Source organism: Sedimentibacter sp., assembly GCF_038562225.1.
Taxonomy (GTDB): Bacteria; Bacillota; Clostridia; order Tissierellales; family Sedimentibacteraceae; genus Sedimentibacter.
The window spans coordinates 153,324-171,101 of record NZ_JBCFAS010000003.1; the positions used below are offsets into that span (position 1 = coordinate 153,324).

15 protein-coding genes are annotated in these 17,778 nt (G+C 40.3%); 9 read left to right on the plus strand and 6 right to left on the minus strand.

Going from position 1 to position 17,778, the window contains the following annotated elements; genetic code table 11:
* Positions 1-34: 34 nt before the first annotated feature.
* From lpdA to AAGU76_RS12610, 3 genes are all read right to left on the minus strand, one after another.
* Complete coding sequence (gene lpdA / locus AAGU76_RS12600) at positions 35-1,762, minus strand: dihydrolipoyl dehydrogenase (protein WP_342485861.1); 1,728 nt, start codon at positions 1,760-1,762, stop codon at positions 35-37.
* A 56-nt stretch (positions 1,763-1,818) separates the two neighbouring features.
* On the minus strand, positions 1,819-2,172 hold the full coding sequence (locus tag AAGU76_RS12605; RefSeq protein ID WP_342485862.1) for a carboxymuconolactone decarboxylase family protein: 354 nt from the start codon (positions 2,170-2,172) through the stop codon (positions 1,819-1,821).
* Positions 2,173-2,364: 192 nt separating this feature from the next.
* Entirely contained in the window at positions 2,365-2,793 is a 429-nt protein-coding gene (locus AAGU76_RS12610; RefSeq protein ID WP_342485863.1) for a MarR family transcriptional regulator, read from the minus strand.
* Between the two features lie 290 nt (positions 2,794-3,083).
* Between AAGU76_RS12610 and AAGU76_RS12615 the strand changes: the two genes are divergently transcribed.
* Positions 3,084-5,060, plus strand: a complete 1,977-nt coding sequence (locus AAGU76_RS12615; RefSeq protein ID WP_342485864.1) for a methyl-accepting chemotaxis protein — start codon at positions 3,084-3,086, stop codon at positions 5,058-5,060.
* Between the two features lie 63 nt (positions 5,061-5,123).
* Here AAGU76_RS12615 and AAGU76_RS12620 read toward each other — a convergent pair whose 3' ends face one another.
* Positions 5,124-5,312: an H-type small acid-soluble spore protein gene (locus AAGU76_RS12620; protein WP_342485865.1), complete on the minus strand. Its 189-nt coding sequence runs from the start codon at positions 5,310-5,312 to the stop codon at positions 5,124-5,126.
* Between the two features lie 107 nt (positions 5,313-5,419).
* Positions 5,420-6,304: a LysR family transcriptional regulator gene (locus AAGU76_RS12625; protein ID WP_342485866.1), complete on the minus strand. Its 885-nt coding sequence runs from the start codon at positions 6,302-6,304 to the stop codon at positions 5,420-5,422.
* 174 nt (positions 6,305-6,478) lie between these two features.
* Here AAGU76_RS12625 and AAGU76_RS12630 point away from each other — a divergent pair, with 174 nt between their 5' ends.
* From AAGU76_RS12630 to AAGU76_RS12650, 5 genes are all read left to right on the plus strand, one after another.
* Complete coding sequence (locus tag AAGU76_RS12630) at positions 6,479-7,894, plus strand: TIGR00366 family protein (protein WP_342485867.1); 1,416 nt, start codon at positions 6,479-6,481, stop codon at positions 7,892-7,894.
* A gap of 75 nt (positions 7,895-7,969) precedes the next feature.
* Positions 7,970-9,160 (plus strand): M20 family metallopeptidase, encoded by a 1,191-nt coding sequence (locus tag AAGU76_RS12635; RefSeq protein ID WP_342485868.1) that lies wholly within the window; start codon positions 7,970-7,972, stop codon positions 9,158-9,160.
* A gap of 13 nt (positions 9,161-9,173) precedes the next feature.
* Positions 9,174-10,850 (plus strand): M28 family peptidase, encoded by a 1,677-nt coding sequence (locus AAGU76_RS12640; RefSeq protein ID WP_342485869.1) that lies wholly within the window; start codon positions 9,174-9,176, stop codon positions 10,848-10,850.
* A gap of 370 nt (positions 10,851-11,220) precedes the next feature.
* Positions 11,221-11,343 (plus strand): hypothetical protein, encoded by a 123-nt coding sequence (locus AAGU76_RS12645; protein ID WP_342486302.1) that lies wholly within the window; start codon positions 11,221-11,223, stop codon positions 11,341-11,343.
* A gap of 303 nt (positions 11,344-11,646) precedes the next feature.
* Complete coding sequence (locus tag AAGU76_RS12650; protein WP_342485870.1) at positions 11,647-12,837, plus strand: TRAP transporter substrate-binding protein; 1,191 nt, start codon at positions 11,647-11,649, stop codon at positions 12,835-12,837.
* 82 nt (positions 12,838-12,919) lie between these two features.
* Here AAGU76_RS12650 and AAGU76_RS12655 read toward each other — a convergent pair whose 3' ends face one another.
* Positions 12,920-14,827 carry an FAD-dependent oxidoreductase gene (locus AAGU76_RS12655; RefSeq protein ID WP_342485871.1) on the minus strand — a complete coding sequence of 636 codons (1,908 nt, stop codon included), beginning with the start codon at positions 14,825-14,827 and terminating at the stop codon, positions 12,920-12,922.
* A 172-nt stretch (positions 14,828-14,999) separates the two neighbouring features.
* Here AAGU76_RS12655 and AAGU76_RS12660 point away from each other — a divergent pair, with 172 nt between their 5' ends.
* The 3 genes from AAGU76_RS12660 (at position 15,000) to AAGU76_RS12670 (ending at position 17,533) form a co-directional block, all read left to right on the plus strand.
* Positions 15,000-15,932 (plus strand): helix-turn-helix transcriptional regulator, encoded by a 933-nt coding sequence (locus tag AAGU76_RS12660; RefSeq protein WP_342485872.1) that lies wholly within the window; start codon positions 15,000-15,002, stop codon positions 15,930-15,932.
* Positions 15,933-16,092: 160 nt separating this feature from the next.
* Entirely contained in the window at positions 16,093-16,572 is a 480-nt protein-coding gene (locus AAGU76_RS12665; RefSeq protein ID WP_342485873.1) for a DUF6323 family protein, read from the plus strand.
* Positions 16,565-17,533, plus strand: coding sequence for a DUF6179 domain-containing protein (locus AAGU76_RS12670; RefSeq protein WP_342485874.1), 969 nt, complete (start codon positions 16,565-16,567; stop codon positions 17,531-17,533). The genes AAGU76_RS12665 and AAGU76_RS12670 overlap by 8 nt, the downstream gene beginning before the upstream one ends.
* Positions 17,534-17,778 lie beyond the last annotated feature (245 nt).

Genomic DNA, 17,778 nt, shown 5'->3' on the forward strand with positions numbered 1-17,778 from the left:
AAAACTGCGCTTTCTATATTGTTACGAAAATAGATTAGTTGACAAAGTGAATGCTCTTTTTATCCAACCCTAGTATTGCTTCATGTATAGACTCTGCAACAGTTGGATGGGCATAAATTGCATGAGAAGCATGTTCTATGGTTGTTCCTGCATCTATCAGATTGCTTATAACATTTATCATATCAGCTGCATGAACTCCTACGATGGCTCCGCCAATAATTTTTTTGGTGGATTTTTCTGCAACCAGTTTTATGAAGCCTTTTGTTTCTCCCATAATGAGTGCCTTTCCATTTGCACTGAATGGAAACTTGCCGGTGATGAAATCAATACCCCTGTTAGCTGCTTCCTTTTCGGTACAGCCCACTTGGCTTACTTCCGGGGATGTGAATATTACGCTAGGAACTAAATCATAGTTCATAGGTACCATTTTTCCGGCAATGTGATCTGAAGCAACAATTCCCTGGTGTGAAGCTACATGAGCAAGCTGTATTTTGTTAGTAACATCTCCGATTGCATATATTTTTGGATTGCTTGTTCTCATGAACTGGTCCACTTGAATTCCGTTTCTTTTCTCATTTAATTCTACATTAAGTTTATCTAAATCCAAGGATTCAAGATTTGCTTTCCTTCCTACTGCAACAGCAACCTTTTCACTGGTTACATATTGAGTGTCATCACCAACTTTGATTTCCACAATTTTGGAATTGTCCAGTGAAGTCTTTATGGAAACTGCACGAGCGCCCTCATAGATTCGTATGCCTTTTTCCACGGCAGATTCCTTTATGCATGCAATGACATCATTGTCCAGGTTGCCTAGAACTTGCGGACAAAATTCAATTACATTCACTTTTGACCCAAGGCTTTGATATATAAAGGCAAATTCCATCCCTATAACTCCGCCTCCAATTATTGTGAGGGACTTTGGTATTTCAGAAAGTTCAAGCAGCTCCTTGCTTGTGAGTATGTCTTTGTCATCACATCCCTCAATTGGGAGCATGAATGTTTTCGAACCTGCAGCAACAATTAAATTCTTGAATTTTATTATGGATTCTTCGGACTTGGTTTTCACCGTAACTGTATCTTCATCCAAAACAACGGCTTTACCTTTTATATATGAAATTTTATTTGCTTTAAGCAAATGTTCGATTCCTGAAACCAGGGTACTTACTACCTTGTCCTTGCGATTAATAATCTTCTCCATAGAAATTTTTGCTGAATCTATTTCGATACCATAATCAGCTGCATCAGTGATTTTCTCCAATACATTAACACTGTTAATGAGAGATTTTGTCGGTATGCATCCATAATTAAGACATGTTCCGCCAAGTCTGTCCTCTTCAACAAGAAGAACTTTAAGACCTGCCTGAGCAGCTCTTATTGCTGCAACATATCCACCGGGGCCGCCGCCGATAACAGCAACATCAACTTCGTAAGTTTTTTCAACAGGCTTAGCAAGACCAAATGTATATGAGGTTTTTTTAGAACCTTCAGCACCTGTTGGGTTTTTATCAGCATCTGCTGCCTTTTCACCGGATATGCGACCGACAATTTGATTCTTTTTTACTGTATCTCCTTCTTCAATGCTTAGGCTTTCAATTACTCCATCATATTTTGATATGAAATCGAATGTTGCCTTTCCTGATTCTATGGTAAATATAACATCATTATATTTTACGGTGCTGCCGGCTTTTTTATTTACATTGCCGACTATTCCGGATGTATCATGGCCTGGTAATTTTTCTACAATTAAATCAAATAACATATTATGCCTCCGTTTTATATTTCAAAGAGAAAAAGGAGCATCGCTCCTTTTACCTGTTATTTAAAATCATTCTCGAATTCTTTAATGCATTCTCCCAAAAGAGTAACAGAATATGCCATAGAAGGTCCGCCTCCAAAGGCAACCGATACCATTGCAGCTTCAAGTATTTCTTCTTTTGTAGCCCCTGCTTCAAAAGCCTTGTAAGAGTGATATACTATGCAGTATTCACACCTGTTATAACAGCCGATTCCAACACTAATAAGTTCTTTGGTTTTAATATCGAGAGCTTTAGGTTCATATGCAGCTCCCAACAAATTCATAAATGCACTTACCTGATCAGGATTAGAAGCTGATAAATCTCCCAATCCGCCTACAAAACTATTAAGCATTTCTCTGACATTATATGACATATATCCTCCTAATTTGTTTGCATGCATTAAATTAAGCATAGCAATTATTAATGTTAAGTATAGCAACTATTATACAAGCTGTCAAGCATTATGTTAAAATTTTAATTATTGCTTTCAACTCTGCTAGGGGATTTTTCCATATCATAAAAAAACTGCTATAGCTCTGTGGTTCTATAGCAGTTATGATATCTTTTATTCAGTAACATTGGACAGCATTTTTTTTAACACTTTTTCATAAATAATTAAGTCTTCTTCGCTTATTCCTTTTACAAGATCGCTATTGAATTTTTCTCCATAGGGAAGCAGCTTGGTAATCAGCTGATCTCCTTTTTCGGTAAGTTCAACATATATTATTCTTCTATCAGAATTATTTCTTTCTCGTTTAATCAATCCATCTCTTTCAAGCCTGTCTATAAGCCTTCCTGCACTTGAATCCTTGACATACATTAAATTAGACAAATCTCTCTGGGACATGATTTTGTTGCTCTTCAAATGATAGAGCGCAATCCATTGAATTCTTGTAATCTCTGTATTTTCAAGCCTTTTGCCAAAAGCTTCTGTAATTTGTTTTATAACATTTTCAGTGATATGTCCGACACATTTGTCTAAATCAAAATACATAAAAATTCACTCCTCCTGCAGCATATTAATAATTTCTTTTATGTAATTATTTTTAAATATAACATATCAAAGATTAAAAATCAATCATAAACAATTATAAGGCAATGAAGAACTAAACTATAAATGCTTGTGATAGAAAGGTGAAGTTTCCATTATTTCCAAAGTTACTTGCATTTGAAAAAGCAGTTTGACGCAGGTGATACCATAATATTCCATATAAACTAAATATGTTTAAAGCCGATATATCATTTACGATTAACATGAAGAACGAAAAACAGAAAGGAATATGCATGAACAAATTCAACTCCCTAAAAACAAAACTTATAGTAATCACTTCAGTCATTGTATTCTTAACGGCCGTACTCAACCTGACGGTGGGCATATTGACCAGCTACAGAAGCATCACTCAAAATGTTGAAAGAGACCTTAAATCCATCGGACAAACTGTGGAAGTAGCAATCGACACATCCATTGACAACATTAAATTTGGAATTATGAATGCAGGCAAATCAGATGTATTTGGTCAGGATGAAGAAGATAATTCCATGCTTTTAAAGATTCTCGACAAAATAAAGGATGAAAACGGATACAGGACGCTCAGCATTGTGGACAAAAATGGAATTATAACCAGCAGCGACTCCGGACTAAACGGTAAAAATATCGCAGATCAGGAATATTTCAAAAACGCTATGTCAGGCGAGACGTTCATGTCGACTCCAACCTACAATATCAACAATGAACTTTGCGTAATAGTGACGTCACCTGTGACCAACGGCAGCTACGAAGGCATTGTCATGGCTGAAATGGATGCTCAGGTGTACAGCGAAATAATAAAGAATATTGTTGTGGGTGAAACCGGAAATGTATTCATTATAGACAAAAATGGAACCATGATAGCCAACAGGAGGCCTGAGCTTGTTGAAAGCATGGCTAACTTCATTGAAAAGTCAAAAACAGATCCGGCATATGAGTCTGCCGCTTCAGTTTATACAAACATGACCGGCGGAAACACCGGTGTTGAAATATATTCCTATGACAGCGGAAAAAGAATATGCTATTACGCACCCATTAAAGGCACCGACGGATGGTCGTACGGCGCAGTGGCTCCCATTACTGAAATGACGTCATCCATTCTGTACACCATTGTGGGATTATCCGTATCTTCTCTGCTGTGCGTCCTGTTTGGAGTGTTTATGAGCATGCGTGCTGCAAAATCCATAGCCAACCCCATATCAATGGTTTGCCGGAGGCTGGAGCAGCTTTCAAAAGGTGACCTTCTGACTGAAACAGTAAGGGTTGATGCCAGGGATGAAACCGGAATACTTTCCGAAGCACTGAGCAGGACGGTCATTTCACTTAGAAGCTACATCAGCGAAATAACAAATACATTGCAGCAAGTTTCCGAAGGTAACATGACGGTTAAGGTGGAAAGTGATTTTAATGGAGATTTTGCACCCATAAAGGAATCTCTGACAAACATAACCATGTCGCTTAACTCTGTACTCACTGACATAAGACAGGCAGCGGAGCAGGTTTCAAGCAGTGCAGATGAGGTTTCAGGAAGCGCCCAGGCTTTAGCTCAGGGGGCAACTGAGCAGGCCAGTTCAGTTGAGGAACTTTCAGCCACAATTGCGGAAATATCTGAAAATGTAAGAAACAATGCCGAAAATGCAGAAAAGGCCAGCAGCAATGTAAATGACGTTCGTTCTGAAATAGAAGTAAGTAATAGCTATATGAAAGAAATGGTTTTGGCAATGTCTGACATCAGCTACTCTTCCGGAGAGATAGGGAAAATAATCAAGGCTATTGAAGACATAGCTTTCCAGACAAACATACTTGCGTTGAATGCGGCTGTGGAAGCTGCCAGGGCAGGTTCTGCAGGAAAGGGATTTGCCGTAGTGGCTGATGAGGTGAGAAACCTTGCCGGCAAGTCTGCTGAAGCCGCTAAGAACACAACCAATTTGATTGAAAATTCAATGAAGCAGGTTGAAAACGGCACAAGGATAGCTGACAGAACAGCTAAATCACTGCTTCAGGTAGTTGAGAGCACGAGACAGGTTGCGGAAATCGTGGACCACATTTCACAGACATCGGTTATGCAGGCTGAAGCCATATCGCAGGTGACAATGGGTGTCGAACAGATTTCAAGCGTTGTTCAGACAAATTCGGCAACTTCAGAGGAAAGTGCCGCAGCCAGCGAAGAAATGTCAAGTCAGGCCCAGGTGATGAAGACGCTTGTAGGAAAGTTCAAGTTAGAAGACCAGTAAGACATTAATTATAAACATTTATAGGGTAAAAGCAAACCACCGGACAATCCGGTGGTTTTATTCCTATTGTTCAGATAATTGTTCAATCAAATTGTTAACCGATACTTCCTGCCTTTTATCCGGCTGGCTGATAAAGTGAACGCATGCTGTGTTGTTATCATTGATTTTTTCAATGTAAACCGGCACACCGTTGTATGTTACGTTAATCATTTCAGGGCTTGAGACAATATCCCTGGCACGTTGGTTATTCATGTCATACCTCCTGGTTTTCAAATTTCAATTATATCATTTACATTAAAACTGAAAATTATTCGATGGTTAACAAACAGGATGACGGAAGGCAGATTCATTGCACATGTTCAGTGCTTGGATATATAGTCTGTTATGAAACCCACGAAGATTTTGCATGCCAAATTATCCGTATTGTCATCACCGAGAAGGATGTTTTTTAATTTAACGACATTTCCATTTTCATCCGTCAGTGGATAGAAGAGCATTGATTTATAGTTGTTCAGGTGTATTTTCGGCAGCATTGTCCATCCCAGCCCCTGTGACACCAGGTTCATACATGCTTCTATGGAATTTACCTGTATTATTTTTTCAAAAACAGTTTGCTTTAATGTGTTTTCGCACCAGTTCCAGAATATCATATCAGGTTCCATGGGGCTGGGCAAATCGTACTTAATCCATGTCATATTGATTAAATCTTTGAAATTCAAAGGTATTCTTGATACAATTCCGTAAGGCTCTTCCCCTAAAATTATCTTGCGGCCGTCATAAGGCACGTCCCCTCTTCTGATAACTATGTCTGCTGCTCCGTAGCTGATCAGATCAGGATTTAAATCACAGCTTGAAAAGGTCTTAAGTGAAATGTCGATGTTAGGAAATTCAGTGTTGAACTTTTTTAACATATGGGCCAGATAGTATTTGGCGTAAACAGTGCTCACGAAAATTGTGATGCTGCCATTCACATCATTGTTTATTTTTTTTATTTCTGTTTTTAATTCTTCATAACTCTTCATAGTATTTTTGCTGTATTCAAGCAGGCGCATTCCCTGATTGGTAAAGGTGACTCCGTCGGAATGCCTGTTAAGAATTCTTATTCCAAGTTCCTGTTCAAGGTTTCTTAATCTGTAAGTTATGGCTGGCTGTGAAAGGTACAGATTCCTTGAAGTTTCTGATATGCTTTTTGTTTCGCTGATATTGATAATTATTGTCAAATCTTTAAAATCTATTATAATCACCCCTGGCAATAAGAAATTTTTATGGCTGGCCTATAAAGATTTGGTATTTGTAATAAAAATAAACGTTAACTATAATTAATATAACATAATTGTAACAAAATTTGCAATACAAATTCTAAGAAGGAGGGCAGTTTTAAATTTCTTATTTTCGTTACTAAATTAGGAGGATGTATTATGGATGAAATGAAAGGAAAGAAAAGTTTTATTGACAAGTTTAAAGTACCGCACACTTATGTTATCATTTTTTACCTGGTGGTTTTGGTAGCAGCACTAACTTATATTATACCTGCCGGTCAGTTTGAACGCGCAAAGGATGTGAATACAGGCAAGACACTCATAATAGTTGAGTCTTTCAAGTATGTTGATAGAAATCCTGCCGGAATAATCGACATATTGAGGTCTTTCATCGTTGGTCTCAATAAGTCAGCTGATATTGTTTTCTTCATATTTGTTGTAGGCGGCGCATTCCAGATAATATCTTCAACCGGAACCATAGAAGCAATAACCGGAAGAATCGCAAAGAAATTTATGAACCGAGAAAATGTTATCATACCTATTTTCCTGGTATTGTTCTCTATATTCGGCTTTACAATGGGGATGTCCACAGAGGTTATGATATTTGTTCCGTTGGGAATTGTCATAGCCAGAACACTGGGGTTTGATGCCATAACCGGTACGGCTATGATTGCCCTGGGAGCTGCTTGCGGATTTACTGCAGGACTTCTCAATCCGTTCAATGTGGGAATTGCTCAAAGCATTGCAGAGGTTCCTCTGTTTTCAGGATTGTGGCTTAGGGCTGTGTTGCTGGTTTTCCTTTTAGTTGCTACAAGCCTGTATATTTTGAAATATGCGAAAAAGATAAAGAACAACCCTGAACTCAGCATAGTGAGAGAACTGGAAAAAGAGGAAGCGGGCATTGCCTCAATAGACTTGGACAATCTGAAGAGCATGACAACAAGCAATTACCTGGTTATATTAACACTGGTTGCCGGCTTTGGCTCGATCATATGGGGCGTTTCAAAGGACGGATGGTGGATTGAAGAGTTGTCCACGGCTTTTCTGGCAATGGGAATATTGAGCGGATTGTTTTCAAAATACGGTCCAAGCCATATTGCACGGGAGTTTGTAAATGGTGCCAAGTCTATTGTGTTCGGAGCTCTGATAGTCGGAATCGCAAGGTCGGTTCTGGTTGTCATGGAGGATGCAAGCATTATAGATACTGTAGTAAGGGTGCTTGCAGATTCAATATCTCATCTGCCCAATTCTGTTGCTGCACTGGGAATGTATGCTGTGCAGATAATCATCAATACTTTTATCACTTCAGGAAGCGGCCAGGCTGCCACAACCATGCCAATAATGACTCCGCTTGCGGACCTTCTCGGTGTAACGAGACAGACGGCAGTGCTGGCATTTCAGCTGGGAGATGGTTTTACCAACTCCATACTTCCCACATCTTCTGCCTTGATGGGATACTTGGCAGTATCAAAAATACCATATGAAAAGTGGGTAAAGTTCATCGTTCCGCTGCTTGGGATATGGATTGCCATAGGAGCTGTATTTGTGCTTGTTGCCACTGCTGTGGGTTATTAAGCTGAAAGCTGTTGCTTAGGCAATAGCTTTCTATAACTTCATCAAAATCTTATCATAAGAAAAGGGGAATTTATAATGAGCATGGCTGTTACAGACCTGTTATTTGAAAATATAGAAAAAAACAAGGAAGAAATGTTTAAAGCTGCCGATTATATCTTTGACAATCCTGAATCAGACTGCAAAGAAGAAAAAGCTGCTGCGGTGCTGACCAATATTCTTGAAGAGCACGGATTTGTTGTTGAAAAGGGGGTAGGAAAGCTGAAAACAGCATTCAGAGCAGTATATGAAAGTGGCAGAAATGGCCCGTCCATAGGACTTCTGTGCGAATACGATGCTCTGGAAGGCATAGGGCATGCCTGCGGTCATCATATGCAAGGCCCAGCCATAATCTATGCTGCCATAGCCTTAAAAGAAAAATACCAGGAGAAACCGTTTAAAATAGTCGTATACGGAACACCTGCCGAAGAGTCAACAGGCGGAAAGATAATAATGCTGGAGAACGGATGTTTCAGGGATATTGAGGTTGCACTGATGTTCCATGGAGGACCTGCAACAACTACGGATGTAAAGAGCATGGCCCTTTCCCATTTTAAGGTGAAGTTTACCGGCAAGAGTTCTCATGCGGCAATGCAGCCTGAATACGGCAGAAGCGCATTTGATGCCATGCTTCTTTCCTTCAATGCCATAGAATTTTTAAGAGAGCATGTGGCGGAAGATACGCGAATGCACTACACAGTGACCAGTGCAGGCGGTCCTGACAACATAGTGCCCAAAGAGGCCACCAGCACCTACACCTTAAGGTCATACAACAGATCATATCTGGATGATGTTGTGGAAAGATTCAAGGATATTATTAAAGGTGCTGCTCTCATGACAGGCACAACGTACGAAATAAAAGAAGACAGGGCCTTTGACAACAAGATTCCTGTCATGAAACTTAACCAGTTGCTGATGAACAATGCCAGAATGCTGAATGCTCCAAGCATTTCTCCCCCAAGGGAAAAAACAGGCTCAACTGATTTTGGAAATGTGATGTACAACATTCCCGGTTCATGCATCAGAGTGGCCTTTGTTCCGGAAAACACATCGGCACACTCCCAGGAATACCTTGATGCAGGCAAATCGGAAAAGGCCCATGAAGCCATGCTGCTGGCATCAAAAATACTTGCCGGAACATGTTATGACATTATTAATGATGAAAATCTGTTGAGGGAAATAAAAAAAGAATTCGAAGAAACAAAACAATATATGAGTTTGAAAAAGTAATGGTGGTGAGTTTATGTCAAGCTTCAAGACAGATAGAGCAAACAAAGAGGAAATGGATAAATTTTTGAAGGAGTTTTCAAAACTGTTTCGCCTTACGGGAAACGCGGATACGGAAAAGGCTGCGGATTATATTGTAAGTGAGTTGAAACGGGAAGGATTGTCCTATGAAAGACATGTGTTTGACTCATACTTTTCCAATCCCATCAAGGCTTCCGTGGATATCATTTCAGGTGAGGAGCATTCCATAAGGGCTAAACCGCGCTCTTTTGGAGGGTCATTTCCCGAAGGAGTGGAAGGAATGCTGGTCTACGATACGGAGCCACACAGGAAACGGACGATTGACGAGCTTAAAAAACTGTTCAAGGGTAAGATAGTGTTAAGCTACAACTACTACGAAGATTATGTTAATGACCTGAACCGAAGCGGGGCTTTGGGATTGGTTCATATATGCAGAACCGATAATAACGCTATATTTGAAGAGACGGTGGGTTCCGTCTGGGGTACTCCGACTATGGATAATGTCGGAACCTTGTTTAGTATTCCTGTTGTGGGCATAGGCAGGGATGACGGGAGCAAGCTTCTTAACAGGCTCAGCAGTGAAGCATTAAGGGTTAAGGTTTGCACAGTGCTGGAAAATGCAGTAAGGAAGTGCAGTCTGCCCATATGCATAATAAAAGGAAAAAGTGATGATTTCGTGCTCATATCCGGTCATTATGATTCATGGCACGAGGGAATAAGCGATAATGCCGTAGGCAATGCTGTCTGTTTGGAAATCGCAAAAATTTTCCACAGAAGAAAGCATCTTGAAAAAGGCGTAGTGATAGCCTGGTGGCCGGGTCACTCCAACGGAAGGTACTCAGGGTCCACCTGGTACTGCGATAACTATTTTAATATGCTATCTGAAAAATGCATAGGTCACATCAACATAGATTCAATGGGAACAAAATATGCTGACAGATACATTATGAGAACAGCGCTGACAGAGGGCAGGAAGTTCATGGAAGAAACAGTAGCTGAAATAACAGGTCAGCCTCCCATATCATTCGGCGATTTGCCCTGCGGTGCAGACATGTCGTTTTGGGGAACTGAAATTCCTTTTCACGTATCCATAAAAAGCATTAATCCGGAACTTAAGGACTACGTAGCTCCCGGGTCAGGGGGAAACTGGTGGTGGCACACTGAATTTGATACACTGGATAAAGCAGACTTGGATCTCATGGATGAAAGCGTAAATATCATAGTGTCCATTGCGGATAAATTGATGAACGCAGAAATATTTCCCTTTGACTACGAATGTTTTATAGAAGGCTCCAAAAAAATCATGCATGAGCTGAGTACAGGGGAAGGCTTTTGTTACGACCTATCCGAAGTTATAAGTCAGCTTGATGAACTGAAGAGTGATCTCATTAAAGTCAACCATTCGAATTTGCCTGCAGAAGTCATAAACCACATCAACAAAAAGGCTGCCGGCAGATTGTGCAGACTTAAGTACTCATCCTGCGGCAGGTATGAATACAACAATACATATTCGTACGGAACTTATCCGGGGCTTCGTAAAATCAGCGGCCTTTGCATGGAGAACATTTCACCGGAAGAAGAACTTTTTTACAGAACATATCTTCAGAGACAGAAAAACAGATTGGTTGAAGAAATAAGAGAATTAAGAAAAACAATTCAACATTGCGTGTGACATAATCTGATTATGTTCCGGTCACTCCTCCAAATGTTGACCACATTTCTGCAGACCTCCAGGTGATAATTCTTGGAGGTTTTTGGTTTGCAGTTATAAACTTCAATATAAAAATCATCAGCTGATACTGATCTGGATTTTGCACGAGTCCTGTTAAAAGTAACAATGTTGACAATATTGCATAACATGCATTAAGCGAGGTGATTTGATGAGAAACAGATATCACAGTCACACTTTCGAAGGAGCAACTACCATTGATGACGGACACAGACACTACTACAGGGGAAGGACTTCTTCTGACCCTTCAGTTCCCGGACACTATCACTATATATCGGATGTCACAACCTACAATGATGGGCACAGACACAGGATAGAAGTGCGAACAAGCCCAGATATACAGGTGCGTGGCGGTCATGTTCACCGTTATGAAAGTAGGACGACTTTCGAGGATGGACATATTCACTATGTTGAAGGATATACTTCAGTTCATTAACAGATTTTGAAACTGAATAACAAAAATGCTTATACAACAGCCCTGATACCAAAGGGCTGTTTTGTTTTGACAAGCGGCTATGGCGGTAAAGTGCTGTTCACATATTATTGAAGTTTGAATATATTGTTATATAAATTCCAACTCAAAAGGAAGTGTTAGAAATTGTATTATTGCGTTTTGCATTATCCAAAGGACAAAATCTTTTTTGAGCATATGAATCAATGCCTTTTTATGCTGCCTCAAGTGCTTACAGATTGGAGCTGCATATATTTTGATATGAATTTAATGTCACCGGACGGACTTATGATCGAAGAATCATTAATACATGTGTTCAAATCAGACGTATTTAACGGATATAGCATTTTAGTCAATTCCAACGGATACTATCCTGTACAGATAAGCAATATACAATTTTATCCGGGGATAATCTCAAGATTTTATATAAATATGATTCCTGATCAAAACAAAGAGGTTTTGCAGTCTGTCAGTGAAATAAAAATTGTTCATGCTGCTGAGGATGCACAGCAAGACAGCATCAGGGAAATCACCTTAACGCTGGGAATTGACGGCCCCAGAGAATCTCTCACATACTTTTATGCAGAAAAATTTGCTGAAGAAGTTAACGCCTTAAGCGACGGAAAGATGAAAATTGACGTATATACAGATGCTGCTTTGGGAAATGACAGACAGATGTTTAATTCCATAATTCAGGACCGCAGTCCTGAATTCATCATTCAAACAACGGCTCCCCAGGTGACTTTTATACCGAAACTATCCGTGTTTGATATACCGATGGTATTTAATGATGCTGATAAGCTGAGAGACACCATAGACAATGAATCCTTTTACAATAAAATTGAAAATGTATACAGCGAAGGAGGATACAAACTGCTGGGCATGGCCGACGAACAATTCAGGCAAATGACTTCAAACCTTGAAATTCGCGATATAGAACAGTTCGGCGGTATAAAGATCAGAACCATACAAAATCCCAATCACATTAGATTCTGGCAGCTTCTGGGATCAATAGTGATACCTCTTCCTGTGGGGGAAATATATTCTTCTTTGGTCCATGGGTTCATTGATGCCCAGGAAAATCCATACGGCAACATTGCTGCATTTGAGTTTTATGAAGTACAGGACTATGTAATTGACACATGCCACCTGCCTCATTTCATGCCGTTGATTACCAGCAACGAAATATTCAACAGTCTTACTGAACGGGAACAAGAAATAATAACAGAAGCTGCGAGAAGGGCTACCCTGTACACCAGGGAAGAGGCAGACCGGCGTCTGGAACAGGTGAAAGCAATGCTTGTAGAAAACGGTATGACCATAGTTGAGCTGCCTGAAAACACCAGGCAGGAAATAATAAGAATTGCAGCCAAACCCGTATATGAGAGCATCAAAACGTTGGTAAACGACGATGAATTGCTTAATGAATATCTTAAGCTGAGCAGTTCAGCCCAGTTGTTTGGAAATCAGCAGGGCTGAACATAGTTCCTTATTGGAATACTTACTTAATAACAGCCTGCAGGCTTATGTCTGCAGGCTGTTTGTCGTATACTTATTTTTTTTATTTGCTGAGTGCGTAGACTGCTGCGTTTTCGCCGGCTATTCGACCTGAGTTCCATGCAAATCCGCAGGCAAGTCCTTCATAGGGAGGATACCCCTTGCCTTCATAGTATCCGCCGGCATTTGTACCGGCTGTGTAGAGACCGTTTACTTTATTGTAGTCTATGTCTATAACTTCCAGTTTTTCGTTAACTTTTACTCCGCCGATGGTTCCCAGAAATACGGCACGGCAATCGAAAGCGTAGAATTCACCGGATTCTACCGTATACTTCAATGAAGCTTCAGATTTGTTGTAATCAGTGTCGACTTTGTTCTGAACCATGGTGTTGTACCTTGCAACAGAATCTTCAAGCTCATCTGCGTTCATGCCGGCTGCTTCTGCCAGTTCTTCCAGAGTGCTTCCCTTGAAAGCTGTTCCTGCTGCAACGGCTTCTTCTGCCAGCTTCAAAAAGTCGTCTGATTCCATGTTTGCACCAGGACCGGATTTTGAAATTCGCATAGAAGTTCCATTGGTGTAGTCTTCCAGGGTAGCCTTGTCAACTATGAAGTAATATCTGCCTCCTGCTGCATATGCTGCGTTAGCCCAGAATGCAGTGTCGTATACAACATCTTCATTCACAAAGCGGCTTCCAGATGCATCAACCCACAGCAGAGGGGACATGAGCATCTGAGTCAGGCTGGAGCTTGAGAAGCCTGCCAAGTGTTCATCGCTTGAACTTTTTGTAACCTGAGATTCTGCCAGCTGGCATGCGTGAAGCAACGGAGTTCCATCCCAGTCAATTGCTCCTGCTTCCTTCATGAGCTGGAGACCTTCGCCATTGTTTGGCATACCGATGGAATTCAAATATGCTCCGTTCATGAGTTGTCCAACCTTTTCAAGATCAGCGCCGAACCCGCCTGTTGTAATAACTGTGGACATCGCATTTACTGTGAGTATTCCGCCGTCTTCCTTGATTGCAGTTATGCCCGTCACATTTCCTTCAGCATCAGTTAAGATAGAATTCAAACTTGTGTTCAATCGAAGCTGTGCTCCCATTTTTTCCAGATTGGTGTACATGTTTTCAAAACCGGCTGTAGTATCTTCGAATTTGTGGTACACTTTATACTTGTACAAATCGTCTTCATGAGCAAATTGTGTTGTTTCCTGCTGCAGGTAGAAGCTCATTCCGTAATTCTCCATCCACTGAACGGTGTCTGCAGATTTCTCCACAATTGCACGGGTTAAAGGACCGTTTGAAAGGTAATTGTTAAATTCCAAAAGACGGTTTACAGCCTCATCAACGCTGAAGTTTAAACCTTCTTCTTTTTGCAGGGACGAGTCTATGGCAAATATGCCTGATGCCAGACGTGAGTTGCCTCCCACATTATCCAGCTTCTCGATGATGAGCACACTTGCACCCTTTTCAGCTGCTGAGAGTGCTGCAGCAGTACCGGAACCTCCGGCTCCGACTACAACCACGTCCACACTTACGTCCTCATTCTGTCCTTCCCTGGCAATTTCTTTTTCCTTCCATGAATTTACATCAGCACCTGATTGAGCCAATGCCTTTTCCACGGCAGTCAATACTGCTGTGCTGGTTACAGTCGCTCCTGAAATGCTGTCAACCTTCAAACTTTGGTAGTCCAATATAGTCTGGGCAAGTTTTGGTGCGGCAGCCTGTCCAATGGAAGGTGTTTCCCCTTCTGCACTGATTTCTATGGCTGTTACTGTTCCATCTTCAGTCACGGTTACATTGGCAGTAACATCTCCGCCGAACCCTTTTTCTGTTGATGAATACGTTCCGGCTTTTATGGCTGAAACTGCCTCTTTGGCAGGCTCCTGTTCGGAGCATCCGCTTAGCATTGTTGTTATTAACACCAATACCAGCAACAAGCACAGTGTTTTCTTACCTTGTTTCATATGGTTCATTTGTTTTCCTCCTGGTGATAAGTGTTATAATAATAACGTGTTTATCCTGACAGCGAAATAGGGAAAACATAGCGCAAAAAGTGGTTTATTTTAAGAATGTAAAATATAACCATTGTATCACCGGTTAGAACATAGTATAATTTGTGTTGAAATTTCAACTAGGAGATTAGTGATGGCGTTCAATGTTTCGGAGTTTATTTGCAAATATTTAGATATGGATTCAAACAAATATTTTAAGCAGATTGATAATGAGAATGTTATTGATTGTTCTTTTTTTGACACTTCTGCTATTCATTACAGGCTGCTGAAGCTTCCGGAAGACTATACCGTCCATATAGGAAGCAGCTTTTTCAGCATAATATTTTGTGAAGGCAACGCCTCGGTTCTTGTGGGGGAACAGGAAATATTCTGTTTTCCCGGAAACATACTGTTATTTAGAAACAACTGCAATTTCAGGGTTAAAGCCATAAATGGGGGCCATGTCCATTACGCCATGTTCAGGGAGGAAATGTTCAATTCTTTGTTTTTTACGGATATTGCCGATTGTCCAATCATTTATGATTTTTTCCAATTGGAAGACAGCAGGGATGAATTCCTGTATTTTGACTGCGATGACCATATGGAAATCTGTCAATTTTCCAAGAACCTTCAGAGTGTCATGTGCCATGAAAACAACAGGGATGATAAAATGGTGCGATGCGCTTTGGTGTTGTTTTTGACAGGGCTGCACCAAATTCACACAAAAAACCTGGTGATTAACGAATCAAGCATGATGAAGGATTATCTCATAGGCAGCATTTTAAAATATATGGCAGATCACTGCGACACAGCGACACTGTCAAAAACGGCAGCTCATTTCAATTATCACCCGGCATATTTTTCTTCGTTGTTCCACAAAAAGGCATACACTTGTTTTTCCATCAAGCTTCAGCAAATCAGGCTTGAGCAGGCAAGAAAGTACCTTATTTCAACTTCCATGACAATGGAACAAATATGTGAGAAAATAGGATTCAGAGAAAAAAGCCATTTCTACAGATGTTTTAAGTCAACCTATGGCATAACGCCTGGACAGTTCAGAAATAAACACAATCACAAGGTACAATAAATATTAAGGCCTCTGCATTCCTGCGGGGCCCTTTGTTTAACATATTAAGAATTCGTAAAATTTAACTTTTTACATGTTTATCATACCACAAAATCATGAAAATTTCAAGTCTTGTAATTGTTTGCGCAAAGGTGTATTAAGTATTTGAGAGGGTGATTTTATGGGATTTGAACTGATAAATCTGTCATCGGACATTGTAGAACGAAAAGCCGTGGAGGAAGTCCTGAACTGCAATTCATTCACTGAGCGCTTCGGGCTTACTCTTACGCACCGGCAGGCAGTTAGCCTTGTTGAAACAAGAACAGCTTCACTGAAGGCAAATGGGAGAATTGAGTTTGGAGGAGGCGTAATCGAAAAAATAATTTTTGAGTTTTGCGATTCGCCCTATATTCACACGAATAACTATCCGGACACATTGAATGAGCTTACGGAGATATTTTATTACTTTAAAAATGAGACTATGGATATGGTATCAGATGATGAGCTCATCAGTTTTATGAAGTCTTCATTTGACGGCGTGTGCCAGGGGTCGCTGGAATCACTGGCCGGACGGGAATTGTATAATCTTGCCCGAAGGCTGATATTCGGTAAGGATGCAGTAGAGGAGGACGAGGAACATAAGGAGGACTGTGATGAATAACCCTGATTCCTTGAGAAAAATAAGCCGGGACGAATTAGACGAACGAAGATATTTAGAGTCGCTGCTTAAAGCTGCGTTGACCAAGGAGGTGGTTGACTCCTCATTTATTGAAAAAGTAAGGTTTTCGCTTCTTGATCTGCTTGCATTGAAATGCAGGAAGTACAATGGTATAGACAGCAGCTCCTTGAGAATGGAAGTTGCTGAGGATATTATGAAATCCATAGTGTTTACTCTGGGCATATGGCTGAAAAATATCAGGGAGCCTGATGATGCCCTGTTGTCATTGGCGGAAACAGGTATTCATAAGGGTTTTGATATCGGGTTTAAAAAACTTGAAAATATGGTCAAATCAACCAGGATGTTTTATTCCATTGTACTTAACAACAATATCAGCACAGAAAACTATATGTACAATGTCACCATAAACGGAGGTATTCAGGGATTTTTCAAACTGTACAATTCCGAGTACACAGCCCATAAAATACATATAACTGCTGATTATCCGGTGTGCTTTTATCCTGACGGGTACCAGGGAATTGAATTCATACGGCTTTATCTTCAAAACATCCATTATGAAAATCAGTTTATCTGGATGTTTGACGAGACAGCAATAAGGCAGTGCTTTGCGCTTTATGCCATTAACAATAACGAAAGTGTCCGGGATATATACATGAACCTTTATGAGGCTGTACTTTCCGCATCACTTGCCTGTGCCGCAGCCGGCGATGATATCAGCGGACTGAAGCTCACTGAAAGAGGAAAGGAAAAAATTCGTGAACTAGCTGCAGTAAATCAGGATATAATGATGGGAACATATCTTGAGAATGTAATTGAACAGCTGGAAAAAACAAATCTTATTTCGGAATTGATGAAAAACTATCTTGAAAACACATGCTTGGAATACGGTTCCGATCTTAATCGCATGATGCTCCTGATGGCGGACTATTGGCTTGAACCTTAGCTGGTTCAAGCTTTTAGTGCTTGTAGTATCTATGTGAAAATTTCAATTAATTGCTCGAACGTATAAAAGTTATATTTTTGTAAAAAATATGTTTCGATTTATTCAGCATTTACTGTTTTTTCCTATGTGATATCCTTAATGAAAACCAAGACATTAATTGTATGTCATTTTTGTTCGATATTAGCCTTAAACAGCATATAGACAAAAAAACAAAACAATATTATAATGTTTACGGAACAGAAATG

Coding starts and splice junctions, on each gene's coding strand:
- AAGU76_RS12660 (WP_342485872.1), top strand. CDS start 15,000: ATGGCGTTCAATGTTTCGGAGTTTATTTGCAAATATTTAGATATGGAT.
- AAGU76_RS12640 (WP_342485869.1), top strand. CDS start 9,174: ATGTCAAGCTTCAAGACAGATAGAGCAAACAAAGAGGAAATGGATAAA.
- AAGU76_RS12635 (WP_342485868.1), top strand. CDS start 7,970: ATGAGCATGGCTGTTACAGACCTGTTATTTGAAAATATAGAAAAAAAC.
- AAGU76_RS12620 (WP_342485865.1), bottom strand. CDS start 5,312: ATGAATAACCAACGTGCCAGGGATATTGTCTCAAGCCCTGAAATGATT.
- lpdA (WP_342485861.1), bottom strand. CDS start 1,762: ATGTTATTTGATTTAATTGTAGAAAAATTACCAGGCCATGATACATCC.
- AAGU76_RS12630 (WP_342485867.1), top strand. CDS start 6,479: ATGGATGAAATGAAAGGAAAGAAAAGTTTTATTGACAAGTTTAAAGTA.
- AAGU76_RS12605 (WP_342485862.1), bottom strand. CDS start 2,172: ATGTCATATAATGTCAGAGAAATGCTTAATAGTTTTGTAGGCGGATTG.
- AAGU76_RS12665 (WP_342485873.1), top strand. CDS start 16,093: ATGGGATTTGAACTGATAAATCTGTCATCGGACATTGTAGAACGAAAA.
- AAGU76_RS12670 (WP_342485874.1), top strand. CDS start 16,565: ATGAATAACCCTGATTCCTTGAGAAAAATAAGCCGGGACGAATTAGAC.
- AAGU76_RS12655 (WP_342485871.1), bottom strand. CDS start 14,827: ATGAACCATATGAAACAAGGTAAGAAAACACTGTGCTTGTTGCTGGTA.
- AAGU76_RS12650 (WP_342485870.1), top strand. CDS start 11,647: ATGATCGAAGAATCATTAATACATGTGTTCAAATCAGACGTATTTAAC.
- AAGU76_RS12615 (WP_342485864.1), top strand. CDS start 3,084: ATGAACAAATTCAACTCCCTAAAAACAAAACTTATAGTAATCACTTCA.
- AAGU76_RS12610 (WP_342485863.1), bottom strand. CDS start 2,793: ATGTATTTTGATTTAGACAAATGTGTCGGACATATCACTGAAAATGTT.